Source organism: Micromonospora sp. NPDC050187 (genome assembly GCF_044459745.1).
GTDB lineage: Bacteria > Actinomycetota > Actinomycetes > Mycobacteriales > Micromonosporaceae > Micromonospora.
The window spans coordinates 25,148-46,505 of record NZ_JBITJH010000021.1; the positions used below are offsets into that span (position 1 = coordinate 25,148).

General features: G+C 71.4%; 26 protein-coding genes and 1 tRNA gene. 9 read left to right on the top strand and 18 right to left on the bottom strand.

Annotated features, from left to right (window positions below; translation table 11 throughout):
• Positions 1 to 213: 213 nt before the first annotated feature.
• The 3 genes from ACIBJE_RS25640 to ACIBJE_RS25650 all read left to right on the top strand — a co-directional run bounded on the left by ACIBJE_RS25640 (position 214) and on the right by ACIBJE_RS25650 (position 3,507).
• Positions 214 to 585, top strand: a complete 372-nt coding sequence (locus ACIBJE_RS25640) for an SCP2 sterol-binding domain-containing protein (protein WP_396752542.1) — start codon at positions 214 to 216, stop codon at positions 583 to 585.
• Complete coding sequence (locus tag ACIBJE_RS25645; protein WP_396752543.1) at positions 585 to 2,642, top strand: glycogen debranching N-terminal domain-containing protein; 2,058 nt, start codon at positions 585 to 587, stop codon at positions 2,640 to 2,642. The genes ACIBJE_RS25640 and ACIBJE_RS25645 overlap by 1 nt, the downstream gene beginning before the upstream one ends.
• 112 nt (positions 2,643 to 2,754) lie before the next feature.
• On the top strand, positions 2,755 to 3,507 hold the full coding sequence (locus tag ACIBJE_RS25650) for a lysophospholipid acyltransferase family protein (RefSeq protein WP_396752544.1): 753 nt from the start codon (positions 2,755 to 2,757) through the stop codon (positions 3,505 to 3,507).
• An 18-nt stretch (positions 3,508 to 3,525) separates the two neighbouring features.
• Here ACIBJE_RS25650 and ACIBJE_RS25655 read toward each other — a convergent pair whose 3' ends face one another.
• From ACIBJE_RS25655 to ACIBJE_RS25685, 7 genes are all read right to left on the bottom strand, one after another.
• The gene (locus tag ACIBJE_RS25655; RefSeq protein ID WP_396752545.1) at positions 3,526 to 4,254 is read right to left on the bottom strand and encodes a hypothetical protein; all 729 of its coding nucleotides are present in this window, start codon (positions 4,252 to 4,254) and stop codon (positions 3,526 to 3,528) included.
• 81 nt (positions 4,255 to 4,335) lie between these two features.
• Positions 4,336 to 5,046, bottom strand: coding sequence for a response regulator (locus ACIBJE_RS25660; protein ID WP_396752546.1), 711 nt, complete (start codon positions 5,044 to 5,046; stop codon positions 4,336 to 4,338).
• On the bottom strand, positions 5,016 to 6,251 hold the full coding sequence (locus tag ACIBJE_RS25665) for a hypothetical protein (RefSeq protein ID WP_396752547.1): 1,236 nt from the start codon (positions 6,249 to 6,251) through the stop codon (positions 5,016 to 5,018). Before ACIBJE_RS25665 ends, ACIBJE_RS25660 begins: the two co-directional genes overlap by 31 nt.
• Positions 6,241 to 7,503, bottom strand: coding sequence for a sensor histidine kinase (locus tag ACIBJE_RS25670; RefSeq protein ID WP_396752549.1), 1,263 nt, complete (start codon positions 7,501 to 7,503; stop codon positions 6,241 to 6,243). The genes ACIBJE_RS25665 and ACIBJE_RS25670 overlap by 11 nt, the downstream gene beginning before the upstream one ends.
• Positions 7,504 to 7,605: 102 nt before the next feature.
• The gene (locus ACIBJE_RS25675) at positions 7,606 to 7,932 is read right to left on the bottom strand and encodes a hypothetical protein (protein ID WP_396752551.1); all 327 of its coding nucleotides are present in this window, start codon (positions 7,930 to 7,932) and stop codon (positions 7,606 to 7,608) included.
• A gap of 68 nt (positions 7,933 to 8,000) precedes the next feature.
• Positions 8,001 to 8,396 (bottom strand): membrane protein insertion efficiency factor YidD, encoded by a 396-nt coding sequence (gene yidD, locus ACIBJE_RS25680; protein WP_396752553.1) that lies wholly within the window; start codon positions 8,394 to 8,396, stop codon positions 8,001 to 8,003.
• A 51-nt stretch (positions 8,397 to 8,447) separates the two neighbouring features.
• Entirely contained in the window at positions 8,448 to 8,579 is a 132-nt protein-coding gene (locus tag ACIBJE_RS25685) for a hypothetical protein (RefSeq protein ID WP_396752555.1), read from the bottom strand.
• A gap of 27 nt (positions 8,580 to 8,606) precedes the next feature.
• Here ACIBJE_RS25685 and ACIBJE_RS25690 point away from each other — a divergent pair, with 27 nt between their 5' ends.
• A complete protein-coding gene (locus ACIBJE_RS25690) occupies positions 8,607 to 9,122 on the top strand; it encodes a M23 family metallopeptidase (protein ID WP_396752557.1) in 516 nt (171 codons plus the stop codon).
• A 135-nt stretch (positions 9,123 to 9,257) separates the two neighbouring features.
• Here ACIBJE_RS25690 and ACIBJE_RS25695 read toward each other — a convergent pair whose 3' ends face one another.
• The 3 genes from ACIBJE_RS25695 to ACIBJE_RS25705 form a co-directional block, all read right to left on the bottom strand.
• Positions 9,258 to 9,431: a hypothetical protein gene (locus ACIBJE_RS25695; RefSeq protein WP_396752559.1), complete on the bottom strand. Its 174-nt coding sequence runs from the start codon at positions 9,429 to 9,431 to the stop codon at positions 9,258 to 9,260.
• 120 nt (positions 9,432 to 9,551) lie between these two features.
• Complete coding sequence (locus ACIBJE_RS25700; RefSeq protein WP_396752561.1) at positions 9,552 to 9,746, bottom strand: DUF397 domain-containing protein; 195 nt, start codon at positions 9,744 to 9,746, stop codon at positions 9,552 to 9,554.
• Entirely contained in the window at positions 9,739 to 10,626 is an 888-nt protein-coding gene (locus ACIBJE_RS25705) for a helix-turn-helix domain-containing protein (protein WP_396752563.1), read from the bottom strand. The genes ACIBJE_RS25700 and ACIBJE_RS25705 overlap by 8 nt, the downstream gene beginning before the upstream one ends.
• 254 nt (positions 10,627 to 10,880) lie before the next feature.
• Here ACIBJE_RS25705 and ACIBJE_RS25710 point away from each other — a divergent pair, with 254 nt between their 5' ends.
• The 3 genes from ACIBJE_RS25710 to ACIBJE_RS25720 all read left to right on the top strand — a co-directional run bounded on the left by ACIBJE_RS25710 (position 10,881) and on the right by ACIBJE_RS25720 (position 12,090).
• Complete coding sequence (locus ACIBJE_RS25710) at positions 10,881 to 11,060, top strand: hypothetical protein (RefSeq protein ID WP_396752565.1); 180 nt, start codon at positions 10,881 to 10,883, stop codon at positions 11,058 to 11,060.
• Between the two features lie 80 nt (positions 11,061 to 11,140).
• The gene (locus ACIBJE_RS25715; protein ID WP_396752567.1) at positions 11,141 to 11,416 is read left to right on the top strand and encodes a hypothetical protein; all 276 of its coding nucleotides are present in this window, start codon (positions 11,141 to 11,143) and stop codon (positions 11,414 to 11,416) included.
• 50 nt (positions 11,417 to 11,466) lie between these two features.
• Positions 11,467 to 12,090, top strand: a complete 624-nt coding sequence (locus ACIBJE_RS25720) for a hypothetical protein (protein ID WP_396752569.1) — start codon at positions 11,467 to 11,469, stop codon at positions 12,088 to 12,090.
• A gap of 159 nt (positions 12,091 to 12,249) precedes the next feature.
• On the opposite strand, the gene ACIBJE_RS25725 is transcribed toward ACIBJE_RS25720, so the two are convergent.
• The 5 genes from ACIBJE_RS25725 to ACIBJE_RS25745 form a co-directional block, all read right to left on the bottom strand.
• Positions 12,250 to 13,668, bottom strand: coding sequence for a hypothetical protein (locus ACIBJE_RS25725; protein ID WP_396752571.1), 1,419 nt, complete (start codon positions 13,666 to 13,668; stop codon positions 12,250 to 12,252).
• Positions 13,669 to 13,747: 79 nt separating this feature from the next.
• Complete coding sequence (locus ACIBJE_RS25730; RefSeq protein WP_396752573.1) at positions 13,748 to 14,302, bottom strand: hypothetical protein; 555 nt, start codon at positions 14,300 to 14,302, stop codon at positions 13,748 to 13,750.
• A 96-nt stretch (positions 14,303 to 14,398) separates the two neighbouring features.
• The gene (locus ACIBJE_RS25735) at positions 14,399 to 15,223 is read right to left on the bottom strand and encodes a hypothetical protein (protein ID WP_396752575.1); all 825 of its coding nucleotides are present in this window, start codon (positions 15,221 to 15,223) and stop codon (positions 14,399 to 14,401) included.
• Positions 15,224 to 15,435: 212 nt separating this feature from the next.
• Positions 15,436 to 16,176 (bottom strand): hypothetical protein, encoded by a 741-nt coding sequence (locus ACIBJE_RS25740; protein ID WP_396752577.1) that lies wholly within the window; start codon positions 16,174 to 16,176, stop codon positions 15,436 to 15,438.
• Between the two features lie 86 nt (positions 16,177 to 16,262).
• Positions 16,263 to 17,273 carry a hypothetical protein gene (locus ACIBJE_RS25745; RefSeq protein WP_396752579.1) on the bottom strand — a complete coding sequence of 337 codons (1,011 nt, stop codon included), beginning with the start codon at positions 17,271 to 17,273 and terminating at the stop codon, positions 16,263 to 16,265.
• Positions 17,274 to 17,405: 132 nt separating this feature from the next.
• Between ACIBJE_RS25745 and ACIBJE_RS25750 the strand changes: the two genes are divergently transcribed.
• Positions 17,406 to 18,062 (top strand): TetR/AcrR family transcriptional regulator, encoded by a 657-nt coding sequence (locus ACIBJE_RS25750; protein ID WP_396752581.1) that lies wholly within the window; start codon positions 17,406 to 17,408, stop codon positions 18,060 to 18,062.
• Positions 18,063 to 18,281: 219 nt separating this feature from the next.
• Here the strand turns inward: ACIBJE_RS25750 and ACIBJE_RS25755 are convergent.
• From ACIBJE_RS25755 to ACIBJE_RS25765, 3 genes are all read right to left on the bottom strand, one after another.
• A tRNA-Arg gene (locus ACIBJE_RS25755) sits at positions 18,282 to 18,354 on the bottom strand.
• A 119-nt stretch (positions 18,355 to 18,473) separates the two neighbouring features.
• The gene (locus tag ACIBJE_RS25760; RefSeq protein WP_396752583.1) at positions 18,474 to 19,430 is read right to left on the bottom strand and encodes an alpha/beta hydrolase; all 957 of its coding nucleotides are present in this window, start codon (positions 19,428 to 19,430) and stop codon (positions 18,474 to 18,476) included.
• A gap of 111 nt (positions 19,431 to 19,541) precedes the next feature.
• Positions 19,542 to 19,964, bottom strand: coding sequence for an HPF/RaiA family ribosome-associated protein (locus tag ACIBJE_RS25765; RefSeq protein ID WP_396752585.1), 423 nt, complete (start codon positions 19,962 to 19,964; stop codon positions 19,542 to 19,544).
• A gap of 415 nt (positions 19,965 to 20,379) precedes the next feature.
• Here ACIBJE_RS25765 and ssb point away from each other — a divergent pair, with 415 nt between their 5' ends.
• Positions 20,380 to 21,279 carry a single-stranded DNA-binding protein gene (gene ssb, locus ACIBJE_RS25770; RefSeq protein WP_396752587.1) on the top strand — a complete coding sequence of 300 codons (900 nt, stop codon included), beginning with the start codon at positions 20,380 to 20,382 and terminating at the stop codon, positions 21,277 to 21,279.
• Positions 21,280 to 21,358: the final 79 nt, after the last annotated feature.

Genomic DNA, 21,358 nt, shown 5'->3' on the forward strand with positions numbered 1-21,358 from the left:
CGTGCAGTGGTCGTGCGGGCCCGGGGTGGCCGGCGGTGCCTGACGTCGACGTCCCGGCACGATCCCGGGGTGGCGGGCGGTGCCCGACGTCGACGCCCCGGCACGACGTTCACCCGATCCGGGTGAGATTGCCGTGCTTCCTGGCGGGGACCCTGCTCGGGCGGCGGAGCGTCGCCGCCCGAGACCGGACGGGAACGACGGGGAGGGACGCCGATGGCGGACGCGATCACTCGGTTCTTCGAGGACCTGAATCGGCGGGGATTCGAGCCGTTGCTGGAGAAGACGTCCGGGACGGTCCGCTTCGACCTGCACGAAGGAGCGCGGACGACGCACTGGCTGCTCGCCATCGAGCGGGGGCGGCTGCGGGTCGACCGGGAGGACCGGGAGGCGGACACGATCATCGGGATCAGCCCGGACCTCTTCGAGCAGATCGTCACCGGGCGGGAGGACGGGATCGCGTCGCTGTTGCGCGGCGACCTGACGGTCACCGGCAGCACCCGGCTGATGGTGCAGGTGGAGCGAATCTTCCCCAGCCCGCCGGGCACCCGGGGGCCGCAGCGGGTCGGCGCGAAGGGAGCGTCCTGATGGGACAGAGCAACATGGTCCGGATCCTCGACGGAAACACCTTCGTGGTCTGCGAGGACACCGGCGACATCGAGGCGACGCCGACCGAGCCGACCGGTCTCTTCTTCAGTGACACGCGTTACCTCTCCACCTGGGTCCTGACCCTCAACGGGGAACGGCTCAACGCGCTCTCCTACGACGACCTCCAGTACTACGAGGCCCGGTTCTTCCTGGTGCCGGGAACGGCCACCCACTACACCGACGCGAAGCTGTCGATCATCCGGGAGCGGGCGGTCGGGGGCAGCTTCCGCGAGGAGCTGACCGTCCTCAACCACGACGAGCAACCGGTGGAATTGGAGATCCGCATCGAGGCGGCCTCGGACTTCGCCGACCTGTTCCAGGTCAAGGACGAGATCCTGAACAAGAAGGGCGAGTTCTACACCGACGTGCAGCCCGACCGGCTCCGACTGGGCTACCGGCGCGGCAACTTCAACCGGGAGACGGCCATCACGTCGTCCGAGACCGCCCGGTTCGACGCGCGGGGTCTGACGTACTCGGTGCGGTTGGAACCCAACGAGCAGTGGCACACCCGGATCGAGGTGCACACGCTCATCCTGGGTCCGGGTGGCCGGGACATCCGGTTCGGCGCGCGGGCACACGGCGAGGACCGGCTCGCGCTCCAGCACGACCTCCAGGAGTGGATCGCCCGGGCGCCGAAGGTGAACTGCGAGTGGGAGACGCTCGCCCGGACGTACCAGCGGAGCCTCGTCGACCTGGCGGCGTTGCGGTTCGTGCCGACCTCCGTGCCCGGGGCGCTCCCGGCCGCCGGCCTGCCCTGGTTCATGACCATGTTCGGCCGGGACAGCATCCTGACCTGCCTCCAGACGCTGCCCTTCACGCCGGAGCTGTCCCGGACCACGCTGCGGGTCCTCGCCACGTTGCAGGGCAGCCGCTTCGACGACTTCCGGGACGAGGACCCCGGTCGGATCCTGCACGAGATGCGGTACGGCGAGACGGCCGCGTTCGAGGAACAACCGCACTCGCCCTACTACGGCTCGGTGGACGCCACCCCACTGTTCGTGGTGTTGCTCGACGAGTACGAGCAGTGGACCGGGGACGCCGACCTGGTCCGGGAGTTGGAGCGGGAGAGCCGGGCCGCGCTGCGTTGGATCGACGACTACGCCGACCTGGTCGGCAACGGCTACATCTGGTACGAACGCCGCAACACCGACACCGGCCTGGAGAACCAGTGCTGGAAGGACTCCTGGGACTCCATCTCCTACCGTGACGGCCGGCTGCCCGGCTTCCCCCGGGCGACCTGCGAGGTGCAGGGTTACGCGTACGACGCGAAGATGCGCGCCGCCCGGCTGGCGCGGGAGTTCTGGAACGACCCCGGGTACGCCGACCAGTTGGAGCGGGAGGCCGCCGACCTGAAGGAACGCTTCAACCGCGAGTGGTGGGTGGAGGACGGCGAGTACTACGCCATCGCATTGGACGTCGAGGGGCGGCAGGTCGACACGCTCAGCTCCAACATCGGGCACCTGCTGTGGAGCGGCATCGTGACCGAGGAACGCGCCGCGAAGGTCGCGGAGCACCTGGTCGGGCCCCGGCTCTTCTCCGGCTGGGGCGTGCGCACCCTCGCCGAGGGGGAGGCCCGGTACAACCCGATCGGCTACCACAACGGCACGATCTGGCCGTTCGACAACTCGTTCATCGCCTGGGGCCTGCGCCGGTACGGCTTCGCCGAGGAGGCGGCCCAGGTCGCCGACGGCATCATCGCCGCGTCCGGCTACTTCGACGGGCGACTGCCGGAGGCGTTCGGCGGCTACCACCGGGACCTGACGAAGTTCCCGGTGGAGTATCCGACGGCGTGTTCCCCGCAGGCCTGGTCGACGGGCACCCCGTTGCTGCTGATCCGGACGATGCTCGGCATCGAGCCGCACGAGGGGCACCTCGCGGTGGATCCCCGGCTGCCGGTCGGCATGGGCCGGATCGAGGTGCTGGACATCCCTGGTCGGTGGGGCCGGGTGGACGCCTTCGCCCGGGGCCGGCTGCGGGTGGAGCACCACCCCGAGTGAACCGGGCCGCCGCCGCGACCGGACCGTGAACGGCTCCGCGCGGCGGCGACCTGACCGTCGCGGACGCCGTCGGCCAGGCTTCCGAAACCGGCCGGCAGGGTAATGTCGCGACATGCCGGAACTCGTGTACCCGCCCGTGATCGCCGCCGCCAAGACGATGTTCCGGGTCCTCGACCTGCGCATCACCGTGGAGGGTGCGCACCACGTGCCGCGTACCGGCGGGGCGGTGCTGGCCGCCAACCACGTCAGCTACCTCGACTTCATCTTCTGCGGTCTCGGCGCGCAGGAGTCGAAGCGGCTGGTCCGCTTCATGGCCAAGCAGTCGGTCTTCACGCACAAGGTCTCCGGCCCGCTGATGCGGGGCATGCGGCACATCTCGGTGAACCGGGAGGCCGGCGCGGGCTCGTACAACCAGGCGGTCGACGCACTGCGGCGCGGCGAGGTGGTCGGCGTCTTCCCGGAGGCGACGGTCAGCCGCTCGTTCGTGATCAAGCAGTTGAAGAGCGGCACCGTCCGGATGGCCAAGGACGCCGGGGTGCCCGTCCTGCCGGTCGCGCTCTGGGGCGGGCAGCGGCTCTGGACCAAGGGCCGCCCGCGTACGCTCACCCGCCGGCACGTGCCGATCACCATCCTGATCGGTGAGCCGCTGGACCCGGCCGACTACGAGTACGCCGGGAAGATGAACGCCGACCTGAAGGCCCGGCTCGTCGCCCTGGTCGACCGGGCCCAGCGGGAGTACCCGGACCAGCCGTCCGGCCCGGACGACGCCTGGTGGCAGCCGGCGCACCTCGGCGGCACCGCGCCCACCCCGGAGGAGGCCGACATCCTGGACGGCAAGCCACCGCGCCCCGCCCGGACCCCCTGACCGCACCGGACCAACCGGTCAACAGGCGGGCCCGGGATGCCCCGCCGCCGGTCGCCCCGCCGGTCTGACCCGGCGGAGCCGGCCCGACGCGGGGTGGTAGTAGTCGTCCCGGCTGAGGAACTCCACCGGCAGCGACCCGGGCAGGGTGACTGTCGTGCCGCGTGCCACCGACCCGGTGCCCGCCCGGCGCAGCAGGACGTCCCGCTCGGCCGCCGACAGTTCCACCACCGTCGGGTTGGCCAGCCGGAACGCGGCCACCGCCCGCCGGACCAGCCGGGCCAGCGTGGCGATCTCCCGGGCCGGACCGCCGAGGGCGAGCGCGGGCTGCGCGATCGTCCGCAGCGCGTCGCAGACCACCAGCAGGTCGGCGGTCCCGTCCGGGGCGGTCGGACGCAGCTCCAGCCGGGACGGCCACTGCCAGCGGATCTGCCCGCTCGCCGGGCGGGCCGCCCGTAGCCGGTGCCGGGGGCCGGTGCCGACCGGGGCGAGGGCGAGGTCACCGCAGACGTGCACGATCCGCCGGTCGGTGACGGTCACGCTGGCGGCCTGGGTGAGCGACCACTGCCGCCGGTCGACGGCGGGGCCGAGCAGGTGGCCCGCGAGGGTCAGCCGGTGCCGCGCGAGCTCCCGCTCACCCGGCTCGGGGACCGGTTCGTGGTGCCGGTCCAGCACCGGCTGGTCGGCTGTCCCGTCGGCGTCGAACCGGTGCGGTGCGATGAAGAACGGGGATCCGTCGTCGGATGTCATCACGGCCTCCCGGCGGCCACGGCGTGCGGGCGGTCTGCCGTCGAGAATTCCCGGCCGGGCGGGCCGGTGTCATGACACCCGTTAGGGGGTCGGCCGGTCGGACGACGCGTACGACTGGTAGACGCCGATCTCCTCCGGACGGATCAGACCGTCCTCGATTGCCCGGGCGAGCAGCGCCGACTTGGTGGCGGCCGGACGTCCGGCCCGGGTGTACTTGATCCGGGCCCGGTCGACGTACTGCTTCACGGTGTGTTCGCTGATCCGCATCCGGCGGGCCACCGACGCCTTCGACATCGACTGGAACCAGAGCAGCAGCGCCTCCCGTTCCTTGTCGGACAGGGCCGGCCGGTCCGGACGGGGGTCACCGACCATCGCGCCGGCCAGCGCGGGCGGCACGTACGGCCGGTCGTCCGCCGCCGCCAGCAACGTGGCCACACAGTGCTCCCGTCCCTCGTGCTTGGCGAGGAACGCCACCGCCCCGGCGTCCAGCACGGCGAGGATCGTCCCCGGATCGGTGTGCTCGGAGTAGACCACCACCCGCCGTCCCGCCGCGCTCAGCCCGGCGACGCCGTCCACCGCCATCCGGCCGTGCAGCCGCAGGTCGAGCAGGACCACGTCGGCGTCCGGGGCGTCGCGCAGCACGACGTCGGGATCGTCCCCGGTGGCCACCACCGTCAGTCGTGGTTCGACGGCGAGCCACGACCGGATCCCCTCGACCACCACGGGATGGTCGTCGATGATCGCCACGCGTACCGGACCGCTCACCGGGCCGGCCACCGGGTCCGCGTCCATCCGACCTCCCCGTCGTGTTCGTGTTCGTACCCGACCGTGTCGTCCGTCCAGCCGGACGTGACCTCCTCCAGGATGCCCCGTCCCGGCACGATCAAGCCGATCTCCACGCTGTCCGGTCCGGCCACGACGGTGAGCCGGGCCCGCTCCCGCGCACCGGCCAGGCCGGCGGCGAGCGGCTCGACCAGTCGGCGGCGCACCTGGACCGGCAACGGCGGCGGGGACCCCACGACGACCAGGTCCACCACGACGCCCCGCCGCTCGGCCAGGTCCGCGCTGGCCCGCAACTCGTGCAGCAGCGGGTCGGGCACGTCGTCGGACTCGGCGATCAACCGGCGCAGCCGAGCTGCGGCGAGAGCGCAGCGACGCTGCACCGCCGGGTCACCCGGGTCGGCCCGGCCGGCGGCCAGGTCGGCGAGGACCTCCCCGGCCGTGGCGTCGACCAGGGACAACCGTTCCCGCCGCTCCCGCTGGGCATGTGCGGCGGCGAGCCGCTGGGCGGTCACGGCGGCACCGGCCGAGGCGGCGTGGGCACGTTCGGCGGCGAGCGTGGTCAGGGTCGCCGCGCCGACGGCGAGTGCCAGCGGCAGCACCGCCACGCCGTAGACGTACATCGCGTAACGGCTGAGGTCGGCGGCGTCCGCGCCCCCGGCGAGGACCGCGACCAGCGCGATCGTCGCACCTGCGGCGATGGTGGCGACCAGTTGTCGCAGGGGCCGTCCCCAGAGGAACAGCAGCGCGAACCAACCGACCGTGCCCCAGCCCCAGTTCGCCGAGGCGAACAGGAACGCCTCGCCGCTGGCCGGGAAGACCGCCGCGTCGACCACCAGCAGTCCCACCACCAGCGGCCACGCCGGCAGCGGCGCGTCGCGCAGCAGCCGCCACGCCGCGACGGCCCCGGCCAGCGCGACCAGCAGCCAGCCTCCGCCGACCACCCACGGCCACCGCAGGTCGGTCCAGTTCAACAGGATGGCGGGCAGGCTGATCAGGAGGTGCCAGCCGTACGCGATCACCACGGCCGCGATCCGGGCCCCCCGGTCGGAGGCACTGGCCACCGCGCCGGCCAGCCCGACGGCCGGTGGCGACGGAACCCGGGCGGGCAGGGCGACCGGGTCGACGGTCGACGGCACCGGGATGGTGGTCGGCGGTAGCGGAAAGGTGGTGGTCGGCGGTGGCGGAGGGGCGGTGGTCGGCGGTTCAGCCCGCATCCGGCCACTCCAGCCGGATCCGGGTGCCCCGGCCGGGAGCCGAGTCGACCACCGCCCGTCCGCCCACCGCCACCATCCGGCCCCGGATGGACTCGCGCAGCCCGTACCGGTGGGCCGGCACCCGGGCCGGGTCGAACCCCGGCCCGTCGTCGACCACCTCGACCACGATGGTCACCGCCGTCGGCGCGTCCCTGGTCCCGACGGTGCCGGCGAGCCGGGACAGGCGCAGTCGTACCGCCGCGCCCGGCGCGTGCCGCAGCACGTTCGCCAGGGCGGCGGCGGTGCTCTCCGCGACTGCGGCGGCCACCGCCGCCGGGACCGTGACGCCCGGCGTGAGGTCCAGGGCCACCGGCAGCTCCGGGAAACGACCCGTCACCTCGCGCAGCCACTCGTCCACCGTCGGGCGGGTCACGTCGCCCCGGGGCGGCGCGCTGACGTCGTGGTCCGCCGGGATCCCGGCGGCGGCGAGGGTACGCAGGTCCGCGGCGGCCCGCGCGCGCAGCAGCGGGGAGTCGGAGCGGACCGCACCCAGACCCACCATGGTCAGCGTGGAGAGCACCGTGTCGTGCAGGTCCCGGTTCTGCCGGCGTTCGGTCTCCCGGGCGGTCCGGGCGATCAGCGCCTCCCGCAGGACACGCTGCCGCTCGGCGAACGCCGCGTCCGCCCGGCGGCTGCTGCGGCGCAGCACCACGGCGAGCGCGGTGGCCGAGGCGGTCTGCACCACGAGGGTGGTGGCGTGCGCGACGGCCTCCACGTCGTCGCCGGCACGATGGGCCCCGAGGGCGTACGCGGCGGCGACCAGGAGGCCGGCGGGCACCGCCCAGCGGGGGCGCAGCGCGAGCTGGGCGACGATCACCGAGGTGCTGGCGAGGATCGCCACCCAGCTCACCTCACCGGGAAGCACCTCGGCGGCGACCAGGTGCGGGACGAGCAGGCAGACGACCACGGTCAACGCCACGTCCACCCCGATCAGCCCGGGGGTGAGCCCGGACCGGGTGCCCGACCGGGCGAACCAGACCGACCAGCCGGTGAGGACGACGACCGCGACGACCAGCGGCACCGGCTCGACCGGCGGGGTGCGGACCGCCAGGGCAGCGACCGCCCCGGCGAGGCCGCAGGTCAGGCGGAGCATGACCGGCAGGGTGGTGGAGACGCGGCTCAGCGCGTCGCCGGCCGGGCCCGCCGGGACCGGGACGTCGGCGGGCCGGTCCGGTGCACCCACCGGCGAGGACGGGGTGAGGACGGCCGGCATCGGGAAGGCGTCCTTCCAGCAGGATCCGTACGGGCGCTCGACAGCTGATGGACGCCGGACGATACCACGGGTGACCGGCCGGGCGCCGGTGGTGACGTCGGGTCAGTCGGCGCGCCCGGCGACCCGGGCCGCGTGCTGCGCGACTGTCGCGCCGAAGATCCCGTCCAGGTGGCCGCAGTCCCGGCAGCGAAGGTCACGCCCGAGGCGACCGTGGCACTGCCCGCAGCGTCCCGCGTCGTCCGGGTCGTGCCAGGCGTCCAGCGCCTCGGCCAGCGCCGCCACCTGGCGGTCGGTCAGCTCGAACCGTCCCCGTAGCCGGCCGCTGCGCAGCTCCACGATGGTCGGCGGGGAACCCGCCGGGTCGTCGTACGGGGCGGTCCGGGCGAGGAACCGTTCCATGGCCTCGATCGGGTCGGCGTGCCGGCTCATCCGCGCATGCTACCGGCGCGGGAGGGTGGGAGCCGAGCACCGCCCACGGTCCCGGTCGCGGTGCCGGATCAGCGCACCGGGTCGTGGGTGCCCCGGGGGACGCCCGGCCGGCAGCGGCGGAGGCGGTCGGCGGCCATCCGGCCGCCCACCGCGAGGCCGTACCGCTCGACGGCGGTCAGGCCGTACCCGCTGCACGTGGGGGTGAACCGGCACTGTCCGGGCCAGCGGTGCGACAGCCAGCGCCGGTAGCCGAGGATCGCCGCCCGGCCCGCCCGGTCCGCCACCGGCGCGCGCACCGCCGAGGCCGTGGTCGCCCCCAGCGTCAGCAGGAACGAGAAGAGGCCGAAGTTGCAGCAGTCCGGGCCGTCGCAGTTGTCGCAGCCGGAGCAGCCGTCGCAGCCGTCGAGGTGCCTGCTCTTCCGCTTGCGGTTGTGCCCGTGCCCGTGGCCCTTGATCTTGAACATGCGGATCATGATGGGGCATGCCCGCCACCGGCTGGACGGCTGTCCGGACGATCAGCTGAGCCGGGCGCGGTGGAGCAGCGGAATCTCCGCCATCGGGCCACCGTGGATCCGCGGTACGACCACGCCGCGCGGGAAACGGAGCTTTCCAGGACCGGTCAGCTCTGCCATGATCCATCGAAACATCCACAGATATAACGATGGAGGTCTCGGATGCGGATCCGTCTGGCGAGTGCCCTCAGTGCCGGCATGATGCTGGCTGCGACGTTCCTGGTCCCGGCGTCCCCGGCGTCGGCGGCCCCCTCGTTCCGGACGCCCTTCCCGTGCAACCAGACGTGGTCCGGGCAGACCCGGACCAACCACAGCCCGGCCTACGCGATCGACTTCAACCGGTCCGGCGATCACGGCATGCCGGTCAAGGCCAGCGCCCCGGGCACGGTCGACATCGTCACCAACCTCGGTGACACCAGCTACGGCCGGTACGTGCGGATCAACCACGGAGGTGGCTACACCACCTACTACGCCCACCTGAGCGGGTTCAACGTCTCCGTCGGCCAGAGCGTCGGCTACAGCACCACCATCGGGTACGTGGGCAACAGCGGCGGCTCCAGCGGCTCGCACCTGCACTACGAGCAGCGGCTGAACGGCAGCGACATCAAGGTGCGGTTCAGCGGCAACCTGGCGCTCTACTGGGGGACCCAGAACTACACCCGGACCGCCGGCTGCTGATCGAGCCCCGGTCCCGCCGCAGGCAGGAGCCCCGCTGTCGCCGACTGCGGGGCTCCTGGCGGTCGGGGACTCAGACTCCGGGAACGCGGTGGGCGGTGCACTCCGAGCTGTTCAGGTAGTTCGTGGCACTGCTGATCACCACACCCGTCCAGGTGCCGTCGGCGTTCTGCCACTTGGGGTCGCCTCCAGGACCGAAGCCACCCCGTCGCCGTCCCCGTCACCGAGGTAGACCGTGACATGGCCGTTCTTGGCGAGGAGGTCGCCGACCTGGATCTGCGACTTGGCGCCCTGCGGGATGCCCGACTTCATGGCGCTCGGACTGGTCCAGGGGAACGCGCGTGCAGATGCACGTCAATGTAGGACGCTTGCCGCGTCTGTCGGCAGCCGCCGGGGCCCGCGCGACCAGCACGAACCCGGTCCCTGGTCCCGCTATCCGCGCCGGGGGAGCCCGCGCAGGAACGCGGACCACGCTTCGGTGGGAAAGGCCAGCCCGGGGCCGCCCGGGTCCTTGCTGTCGCGTACGGCGACGACACCGGGCAGGTGGTGGGACACCTCGACGCAGTTGCCACCGCTTCCGCCGCTGCGGGTGCTCTTGCGCCAGACGGCACCGGCAAGATCAGTCATGATGCTCCTCGATGATCGACTTGATCAATCTCTCTGATTCTGCCTCAGTGGAGGCGCGTGTTTCGAGGTCGCGCCAGACGTGTTCGTAGGCCGCGACTTCGGCCGGCCTGTCGAGGTAGAGCGCGCCGGTGATGTTCTCGACGTAGACCGTGGTCGGCTCGGACGAGGCGCGGCCGAACGCCCGGGGGAAGTCGAGCAGGACGAAGGTGCCCGTCTCGCTGGCCAGGGGCGGGCCGGCGGCGAGTGGGAGCACCCGGAGGTGGACGTTCGGCAGCGCGGCCACGTCGAGCAGGTGCCGTAGCTGGTCGGCCATCGCCGCCCGGTCGGAGATGGGGCGCCGCAGCACCGCCTCGCTGAGGACGACCGTGAGGACCGGTGCGCTGGGCAGCCGGCGGACGAGGATGCGCTGCCGCTGCAACCGCACCGCGACCAGCTTCTCCCGTTCCTCGGTGCTCAGGTGCGGATTCTTCCGGCGGAACAGCTCGTCGGCGTACTCGCGGGTCTGGAGCAGCCCCGGAATCAATTCAGATTCGTAATGGCGGAGCACGGACGCGGACGACTCCAGGCCGACGTAGAGGGAGAACCACGACGGGACGACGTCGCCGTAGGAATGCCACCAGCCTTTCGCGCGGGTCTCCTTGGCGAGGCCGACGACGATCGCCGTGACGTCCGCCGGGACCCGGTAGCACTCGCACATGACCCGCGCGTCCACGACCCGGACCGGAACGAGCCCCCGCTCGACGCGCCAGACCTTCTGCCGGGAGCAGTCCAGCGCCTCGGCCACCGCGTCCAGGCTCACCCCGGCCTCCTCCCGCAGCTCGGTGAGGAGACGACCGAGCTGGCGGCGGGGGACGGTGGAACCGCTTGTTTCATCCGTCATGCAACATCACCACATTCCTCCTGTAACAGTGGACGTTTCTTCCCGCGTGCATTTCTCTCCCATTCATCGCGCGTTTGGAGGAATCGAGGCTAGGGGTGGCGCGGGGCGTTGCGCAAGGTGGTGCCGGGATCGCATTCTGTGGGCGTCGCGCAGATGTCGGTGACGCGAGATCGGAGTCACCGTCGGCCCGCCGGGCGCACTCGCCGCCAACGGCAATCGGGCGTTGCGACGCCAATTCCCGGAGAGGACGCCCGATGCGTGTGTCGTACGACCAGTACCTGGCCGCCACCGCGCTGACGCTGGCACGGCGACACCGGCCGGTGTGGAACCACATCCTCCGGCGGCTGACCTGTCGATGCGGTGCGGACCTGCCCTGCCGGATCCGGCACCGGATCCCGATCCGCCGGATGCACTGGCCCGGGGAGGCGCGATGACCCCGCCCGGGACCGGTGCGAGCCGCCCGCCGCCCAGGTCGCGTCCCACCCCGGCCAGACTGGTTCCGGGGACGGCGGGGGTGGCACTTCGTGCCGGTGACCTGGTGGAGGTCACCCGGGAGACGAGCGTGCAGTTCGTCCGGCCGTTCCTGTTCCGGGTGATCCGGGTACTCGACCGGGTCACGTACGACGGCTGGTTGTGGCTCGACGGCTACCAACTGAACGCGAAGGGCGACGCGGTCGCCCGGCGCGCGATCTTCGTGCAACCGGCCGCGCTGCGGGTGCGGCGGTCGGTCCCGGCCCCTGCTCCCCGCCGGTCGACCGCATCGGGGCGGACGGCAGGCCGTCGGCTGTGACAGCGGTGCTACCTTCACGGCCAATGCCCCCTGAGCAGTCGGAGCCCGCCGTGGAGAAGAGGCACGCCGGTACGTTGGCCGTCATCGCGGTGATGGCCTGCCTCGCCGTCGTCGGTGCGGTCGGGGGGACGTATTTCGCCAACCGCAACGCGTCCCGCTCGCCCGATCCCACCCCGACCGCCATCGGCCCGGGGCCGTCGGCGTCGTCCGGGTCGCCGGAGCCGTCGGCGTCCTCCGGTTCGTCGGAGCCGTCGGAGCCTTCCGAGTCGCCGGAGCCTTCCGAGTCGCCCGAGGCGGAACCCGGGACGTACCAGATCAACAAGGTGGTCTACGACGCGTTGTCGTTGAGCGTCACGCTGGTGAGCGCCGAGGTCACCGACAACAAGATCAAGCTGAACTTCAGGTATCGCAACGACGCGCTGATCGCCTGGCCGTTGGCCTGCCCGGTCGCCGAGATCGACCGGATCTCCTCGAAGATCGTCCTGGCCGACGACCAGACCGTGTACGCCGAGAGCAGTTGGTGCGCCACGACGCGGGCCGGTGAGACCTTCAGCCTCGCGCCGGGCACGCAGGCGACGAGTTGGGCGCTCTACCCGGCGGTGCCGGGGGCCGGGGCGCCCTTCGACGTGACCTGGTACGACTTCCCCGTCCTCGAGGACATCCGGCTGCGGTGACCGCCCCGGACCGTACGTCCGGCAGCCGGCTCCCGCCGGTGGGCGACCCCGGCCGTACGCCCGGCAGCCGGCTCCCGCCGGTGGACGACATGGGCGTCGCCACCGGCGGGACCGGGCGTACCGCCGGCACCACCGACGCGGCCGGGTTCGGACGGCCGGTCAGCTGTCGTAGCGGCAGACCCCACCGGTGTTCGCCGAGCAGTCGTTGAGCTGGAGGCTGTCCACGTTCAGCGCATGGTTGCCGGTGGTGCTCTGGTTCGGCACGGCCACGGTGACCCGCACGCTGGCGGCGTTCGCCGGGGCGGTGCCGGTCACCCGGTACTCCACCCAGCTGCCGGTGACGGTGGAGGTGCTGCCGGAACTGGTGGAGAGCAGCGTGCCGCCCGCGTTGTACCAGGCGAGCTGGAGCTGCGCGTCGACGGCGGTGGCGCTGCGCAGCCGGGCGAACGCCTTGTACGTCCGGCCGGGGGTGACCGCCGGGCGGCTCGACAACGCGATCGACGACGCGTTGTACGGGCCGCTGTAGGTGTTGAACTGCACCGACCGGCGGCCGTCGGAGTAGAAGCATGAGTTCGCGGCGACGCCGCAGGCCGGGGTGGCCTGGTGCCAGCCGCCGGACGAGGTGAACGTCGACGTGCTGCTGCCCGGGGTGGCCGCCTCCACGGTCCGCTGCTCTGCGGTGAGCAGGTCGTTGCTGGCGCCGGTGTCGCAGCAGACCGGAGCGGTCAGCATCGGGTGGTTGGCGATGTTGCCCAACGTCGAGGACGGATGGTTGTCGATGTAGAACTGGGCGGACAACTCACTCGGGTCGTAGTAGGTGCGGAAGCCCGGATCGACGTTCCAGTTGTCCCACCAGCCGTACATGATGTCCTGGTAGTAGGGCTGCCCTGTCTCGGAGAACCAGGCGTGCGGCGCGCCGAGGACGTGGAACAGTTCGTGCCCGCCGACCCCCACCGTCCAGGATTCGGTCACCGCCGAGCAGTGCGTCCCGCTGGAGGTCCCGCCGGTGGGGCAGAGGTACGCGTCGGAGTTCGACGCGAAGTCGGTGAAGATCAGGTAGATCCGGTTGCTGTCCTGGTACCCGGCGGAGATCAGGTCGCTGCGCACCGTGCTGGCCGGGGTGTTCGGGTTGGTCCCGGCGTCGATCTTCTCGGGGACCACCAGGGACCGGGCGTAGCCGGCGTACGTGCTGGTGTCGTACCCGGTCCGGCAGCTCAGATTGAGATGCTGGTCGTAGTTGGACGACTGGTCGAGAGCCCAGTCGATCCGGTCCACCACCTTGGCGATGTACTCCACGTTGGCCTCGTAGTTGTTGCCGTTGCCGTCGTGCCAGGCGTAGATCACCTGGAGAGCGTTTGTCGCCCCGGTGGGGGCGGCCGGGTCGGCGACGGTCGACTGGCAGCCGCGCTCGGGCACGTCGGGCAGGGCCGGCAGCGCGTACGGCTGCGTGGGCTCGGCACCGGGCCCCCAGGCCAGAGCGGGGGCGGAATGGACCACCGCGAGGGCGGCGGCCAGGAGGGCCGTGGCGGCGACGGTGAGACCGCGTGGCCGGCGCGTCCGGAGCAGGGATCGGGGCAAGGGGATCTCCTGGAATCGTGGTGGAAGCGTTCCCACCGGGACGATGCCCGCTCATCCAAGTCGATACGAGTGACGTTTATCAATGGCTTGGAATCGTGAAGAAGATCATTCCCGAGTCCTGGGTGGACACTTGCCGGCTCGGGGCGGCCCTGACTGCCGGTCGGCGCTGACTACCGGTCGGCGCTGACTGCCGGTCGGGGGTGGCGGACGGGAGAAGATGCGCGGTGGGGGCGTAGTCGATCTTCCAGTCGGTGTAGACGCCGAGGGCACCGTCGGCGAGGCAGCGCAGGCCGACGCTGACCCAGCGAACCTCACCATCGCCGGCCAGGGCGTACCCGACGGCGACGGCGAAGGACTCAGCTCCGCAGGGACAGGCGCACTCCGCCAGCTCGGCGTCGTCGAGATAATCGTCGCTGTCGGCTACGGCCGCCTCGGTTCCGCACCCCAAGCAGAGGAGGAGCGCACAGCCTTCCTCGTCGTCCACCGCGACCCGGAACGCCCTGCCGTCGCAGTGGCGGCAACCGAGGTGCACGACGTGGTGAACCGGGTAGCCACCCGCGCGGTGCTCCCGGATGTAGACGGTCAGGGCCTCGGAGTCGTCACGGTCCGACCGGTCGGCGGCTCTCGCGGACATGACCGGCTCCTGACACGTGGGGGAGGAAGGTTGCCGCGAGCACGGTAGCGGCTGGGTGGATCGCCGGATCGACGCTCGGCGGGGGAAGATGCCGTTTCAGTGCGCAGGGCGCGGGGCAGGGGCCGCTTGGCGCAATGCCGGCGTACGGCCGACTTCCTCCGGTGAGGCAAGGCTCGCGTCGACGGACAACAGCGACAGCAGCTGCACGGGGCGCTCGGCGGTGGCGGCGGACTGCATCTTGTGGTGGCCGTCGAGGAGAAAATGGGTCAGCGCCCAGTGCGCGTGATGATCCGTGCCCTGCTCGACCGCTGGTGCGCAGATGTCGAGCGTCGAGACCGCAACCGCGGTCAGCTTCGCCGAACGGGCCAGCTCGGCGGCGTACCGGGCTACCCGTTCCTCCCCGTTCCACGACGGCGGAACCATGGGCACGACGAACTCGTAGAGATGCGCATCCTCATCGACCGAGGTCTCGTACGTCCGGTAGTAGGGAGTGCGGGGATGCTCGGGCAGCCCCCAGAAGCTGTTCACACCCCAGGTCGCCACCTGCTCCTCCGCGAAGTAGTCGCCGGCCTGAGCCGGACGCACCAGGCGCGGCTGGATGCGCAGCAACAACGGCAGGTACCGCGCACGGGGCAACAGTGAGCCGAACAGGGCTAGCACCTGCTCGTCGATGCCACTCAGGCCCTCGACCAGGCGACGCTCGACGTCCTCGACGGAACATGTGGACGTGGCGCCCTCAAGACGCTCGAAAAGGCATGGGCACGTGCCGCACCAGTAGCTCAGCTCGAAGGCCGGCTGCTCGTCCAGCCAGAGCAGCCGCCGGCCGGCCCACCCCGGCTTGTCCTTCGGACCCTCCCCGAAGCGCAGGCGGGAGTGTGAGGCTGCGCCCAGAGAGCGCACCGGGCCAGCCGCCAACAGCATGCCGCCCAGGCTAATTGATCTCGTCTGCGTACGCGCCTGCCAGTTGGACGTGCATGACGGTGGACTGCGCCGTCGGCCAGCAACCGGGCCAGGGCCACGTGGGGATAAGCCACACCTGTTGCTGAACGACGGTCAGGTCCCTGGACGGCCGCACGGCGGGGCGCATCCACCACGGCGCGAGCCACTGCCCGAACCCGAACCCGAACAGCCGATCAGAACGGTGGAGGGACCAGGTCCGGGTCCGTACGGGACGAACCGACATTACCCTGAGAAGGGTGCCAACCATTCTGAGTCGCCAGTAGGCGCGCGTCCTCCCTTGCCTGAAACAACGCATGAAGCAGCGAATCCACCTGCTCATCCGTGAGTAAAGCCCGATAGGAGAAAGCCAGGCCGTCACGACCCACGGTGACCCCAAGGTCGAACCGGACAACCGGATGGACCAATAGGCCGTCGTGACGAGCCGAACCACCCTCAAACGTCAACCGCGTCCCGCCCAACGGATCAATGTTCACCCGATGAGGCAGGCGCCATCCTGGCTCCTCCCGCTCGCTTTCCACGTCTGTCTCTTCCTCCGCAGGGAGGGTAAGTCGATAGTCCATCAAGTCCCCGTTGCTGCGCATCGCCAACAGGCCGGCCTTCACCAACTCAAGCATCAACTCCGTCAGCGGCAACGCCACGAGCTCATCCCATGTCATCGGCCAATCCCACACATCAGTCTCCTCGGGCGCCGCATCCAACAGCGGGCCCTCATAGAATTTGGCGTGCTGGAATTTCAGGATCAGCCCGTCGTTGTCGGCGGCCAGAGTCAGCCCCTCCAACAGCGGTTCGAGGTGCGATTGCTCATCGGAGATGTACTCCAGTGACTCTTCCGCCCACTCCTCTGGGTCAACGAAGCGGGCACCGATCAGGGAGCCCCAACCATCGGTGCCGGTGATGATCTGGTCTGAGGTCATGAGTGGAAAGCGTAAGACCAGCCCGCCGCGAATCTACACTGCGGCGCAGTGCAGATTCCGAGCCGTGGCCACCGTCGCGGGGCCTGTCACCTCCGGTACCGCTGCGCTACTGCTGTGAAGGCGGCCTTGGGTTCCCACTCCATGTCGGGGTAGGTCTGTCCCCGGCACCCTTCGAGGAGTTTGACGATGCCCAGGCTGGCCCGGTCCAGGTCGTGCCTGGGGTCGCCGCGCGGGCGGTGCGGGTAGCCAGGCAAGGCGAACAGGAACACGAACGCGCTGTCCACGCCCTCGGTTTCGAAGATCTCCAGCAGTTCGCTCAGGTATGCGGCCTGGCCGGCCTCGTCACGCTCGTATATGCCGTTCAGCCGTACAGGAGCCTTGGTCTCTGGGTCGTACTCGACCACTTCCAGCACCCGTCCACCGCGGTCTCCCGCGCCGCGGTAGGCCGCGGTGCCAAACCCGGTGATGGCGAGCGGCTTCGGACCTTGGGCCAGGGCGCGCACCGCGTCCCGGAACCGGTCGGCGACCTCGGCGGAGCGGATCAGCTCGAACGTCACCATGTCGAAGGGAGTCCAGTCGACCTGCTCGAACTGGATGGATGCGTAGGTGAGTCTGCCCTGGAAGCGCTCGCGGACCGTGGTCGCGGCCTTGCGGAGGAATGCGTTGATGCGCACGCCGAGCTCGCGCATCGCTTCAGCCTGCCGCTCGGGTTGGCTCATCAGCTGCTCGACCCGCTCCTCGGGGCTCTCTCCGGACAGGAACCCGCGGTTCATCACGCTCAGCTCGACCCCGGCGACGAACACGACGGTGGCCCCCTGCTGCCGGAGCCGTTCCGCTCGCTCGGCGCAGTCGCGGAAGAGCATGAGGATCTGCTCCGGATCCAGCTCCAGCGGATAGGGCGAGAACCAGATCTCCAAGCCGAGCTCGGCGGCGGCACCGGCGGCCAGCTCCAATCGATCCGGGTCGCCGCCGATGATCTGGACCGCGTTGCAGTGCAGGTCGTCGCGGATGATGCCGAGCTCGCGCCGGACCACCTCGGGGTCGAGGTGCTCGCGGGATATCTGGTCGTGCACGACGAATCCAGTGTCGTAGGTCATGCCTCTTGCCCGCATGGGTGAGGTCCTCTCTGTCGGTCTCGGTCGAGCCGAGACTGCCAGAAAAGGTGCGCGTACGCAAATTTGCGTACGCGCAACTTGGGCGTGTGTAGCCCTGCGTGGGACGCTGGCACCGTGACGACACCACCACGAGGGCTGCGGGAGCGGAAGAAGCAGGCCACGCGCGAGGCGCTACGCGAGGCGGCCCTGCGCCTGGCCGAGGAGCGCGGACCGGACCAGGTGCGGGTCGAGGACATCGCCGAAGCGGCCGGGGTCTCGCCGCGCACCTACAACAACTACTTCGCCAGCCGCGAGCAGGCGATCGTCTCTGCCGTCACCGCAGACCGGGAGGCGCGCATCGCGGCGGCGGTCGCGGCCCGGCCCGCAGGAGTGCGCCTGGCTGACGCCGTCACCCAAGCAGTGATCGAGCAGTACACGAACACCGGCGAGCGCGAACACAAGGCGCTGCTGCTGATCACCACCCAGACCGCGCTGCGCGACGCGTTCCTCGAGACCACCGCAGGCATCGAGCCCCCTCTCACGGCGGTGATCGCCGAACGCCTAGACGACGCCGAAGCGCACACGGCCCGCGTCCTCGCGGCAAGCGTGGCCGCGGCAGTTCGCATCGCGCTCGAAGGCTGGCTCCGGCCGGCCGGGAACACGGAGGCCGCCGAGAGTCTCGCCGCCGGAGGATTGGTCGTGCCCTTCGGCTCACTGGCCGACCAGCTCCGCACGGCGCTGGCCCCGCTCGCGCCCGCGTTCGACGCCGCCGAGCAACACACCCAGCCGTGAAGCCGACCCGACTGGCGCAGGCGACCCGTCGTTGCTGGTGGGTCTTGGTGTCCCTTCTCTCCTGCCACTCGCCGTTCGCGTCGAGGTAGACGCTGCGCCGGAGGGTCAGCGTGCCGACGGCCAGGTCGAGGTGGTGCCAGCGTAGGGCGGCGAGTTCGCCGCGCCGGGCTGGCTCTACGAATAGCCCCACGCGGGCCGTTCGGCTGGGAGAAAGTCCAGCGCGCCTGGCAGGATTCGAACCTGCGGCCTTGGGATTAGAAGTCCCCTGCTCTATCCGCTGAGCTACAGGCGCATGGCGTGGTGGTCCGGCGGGCCGGACCGTACCGGGTGTGCGCCAAGAGGGTACCGCTGACCGGGGGTGTCGCGGTGGTACGGGGCGGAGCGGATCCGTAAGCCCGGTGCCGCCCCCGGTCAGCGGCCGGCGCTGACGAGGGCCGCGTCGACCCACCGGTCGATCTCGGCGAAGACCTTCTCGCGTACGGCGGGGCCGGAGAGCGTCAGGTCGTGCATGCCGCCGTCGATGCGGGCCACGGTCACCCGTGACCCGAGCCGGGGTGCCCAGCGGACCATGTGCGCCACGTCCAGGACGGCGTCGGCGAGCATCGCCGACCCGTGCCACCGCTTACGTCGGAAGGTGCGGGTGGAACAGGCCACCAGCACCGGCACCGGGATGTCCAGCCCGGCGCGGAGCTGCCGTTGCGCCCGACGGATCGCGGCCAGCCAGCCGATCCGGACCGGGAACCCGGCGAGCGGCTTCCAGCTCAGGTCGTAGTTCCACTCGCCCCGGCGGTCGGCGTGCAGGCACTCGCCGTACACGGTGCCCAGGCCGAAGGGGAGGACGCGGTGCGGCGCGCCACGGCCGAGCCGGGTCACGGCCGCCGCGAGGGGGCGGCGGACCAACCAGGGCGCGTTGATGTCGAAGAAGGGGCTGTTGAGCAGCAGCCCGTCGACGAGGCCGGCGTCGCGCCGCGCGTGTGCCCAGACGGCGGCGAGCAGGCCGCCGGTGGAGTGCCCCATCACCAGCAGCGTGTCGTGGTCGTCGGAGGTGCGGACGAAGGTGGCGGCGGCGTCCAGTTCGGGGAAGTAGTCGCCCAGGTCGCGGCAGAAGTTCGGGGTCTGGTGCGGCAGCAGGCTGCGACCGTACTTGCGCAGGTCGAGGGCGTAGAAGTCCCAGCCCCGGTCGGTCCAGTGTTCGGCCAGGTGGGTCTGGAAGAAGTAGTCGACGAAACCGTGCACGTAGAGCACGGCCCGCCGACTGGGGCGCGCGGCCCGGCACCGGACCAGGGTGGCGACGACCGGCCCCTCGTCGTCGGGGTCCAGCTCGATCGTGTACCGCTCGAAGGGCGGTCCGAGTACGTCCGGTTCCACGCCGGTCACGCTACGCCCACAGGTTACCCGGCGGTAGACCCGTGCCGGTCTCGCATACCCACGACGTCGCCGCCCACCGGAAACCCGGCGGGCGGCGACGGGCGGTGCGGTCTAGGCGACGCCGGTCTGAGCCGGCGCCTCCGCGTCGTCGTCGGCCGGCGGGGCGTCGGTGCCGGGCTGGCCCTCCTCCCGCAGGTGCTTGTTGTGCCGGGGCTCCTGCTTGGTCTTGGCGTCGTTGAGCCGGCGGCGCAGGTCGTCGCGGACGTCGTTGAGCGCGGCGTGCAGGTCATCCTCCGAGGAGGTGGTGACGATCTTCTGCCGGCCCGCGATCCAGCACTCCAGGGTGACCTTCTGTCCCCGGGCCTCCCGGTCCTTCACCGACACCTCCAGCTCGGTGGCGTCGGCGTGGAACGAGGCCAGTCGGGCGTCCAGCGTGGCGAACTGCTCGGCGATCCAGTTCCGGTCACCCTGCGAGAATCCGGCACCGACGCGCAGGCACTCGGCGACGGTTGCGGGATTCGCGACGGCGCTCATCGGGTCACCCCACGCCGGGTGGCGACGGTCGTACCGGACGAGGCTGTTCTGCACATGGTCGCTGACCTTTCCGTTGGACGACGCGGCGCGGTGGCCTCCGGGCGGTGCCGGCCCGTGCCACGTCGGCTTCTCCTGCGGTACGCGTGGACGGTCCCCGCTTGATCGAGTCCATACCCAGCCCTCCACCCTGCGGAAACCGCCCCGGCGACTCCGGGCGATCCGATCGTCGCCCGCCGTGCGGCAGGCCGCCCAGGGCCGGTGGACCTAGCACACCGGGACCTTGATCAGGTCGTTGTCCACAGCCGGCCGGGTTGTCCACAGGTCGGCGGACGTGGGTGGACCGCCGGACGACGGTCGGACACGCTCGGCACCGAGTCGACTCGTCACCGCAGGTCCCGATCCCCTGGAGGGGTGGATGTTCGACACCTATGTAACAATAGTCGGAAATGTTCTGACGGCACCGGAGTGGCGGCGAACCACGCAGAGCGGCACGCTGGTCGCCAACTTCAAGGTCGCCTCCACCGCCCGCCGGCTCGACCGGGAGAGTGGCCGCTGGGTCGACGGCAACAGCCTGCGGGTCCGCGTCAACTGCTGGCGCAAGCTCGCCGAGGGGGTCGCCGCCTCGGTGATGGTGGGCGACCCGGTGGTGGTCGCCGGGCGGCTCTACACCCGGGACTGGATCGACGACGCCGGTAACCAGCGCACCCTCTACGAGCTGGAGGCGGTCACCGTCGGGCACGACCTCGCCCGGGGGCGGGGCCGGTTCCTGCGTAACCGCCCGAGCATGGCGACCAGCAGCGTGGAGGACGCCGAGGCGGAGCGGCGCGTCCACGGCGTGCCGACCGAGCCGGTGCCGGGCGACGAGGTGCCCGTCTCCCTCGACGACCGTCCGCTGGACGACGACCTCGACCGGCCGGTGCCCGGCGACCCGCGTCGGCTGCCCGGGTTCGCCGCCGGAATGATCGGCACGCCCGACGTCGGCCCCGACCCGTTCGACACCCCGGACGGTGGGTCCGGGCCGGTGGCGACCGCCGAAGTCGGCACGGGCCTCGAGCTGTCGGTCGCACCGATCGACGAACTGGCCGAGCTGCCCGAGGAGGCGGACGACCTGACCGTCGGAGCGACGGGGGCCGGCCCGGGTGTGCCGTTCGGGGAACTCGACCCGCTGCCCGAGGGCACGGAGCCGCCCGAGGAGATCCCATCGACCGTCGGGGAGCAGGCCACGTCGTCGGTGCGCCGGGCCCGGCGCGGCGGCCGGGTCAGCAGCGGGGCTCGCGTCGACGGCGGCCGGACGCGGGAAACCGTGCCGGCCTGAGTACCGGGCCCATGGTGAGGAACCGGGGCGGGGCGACGGCAACGGAGCCGTCACCCCGTCCCGGTGCGGGGAATGACTC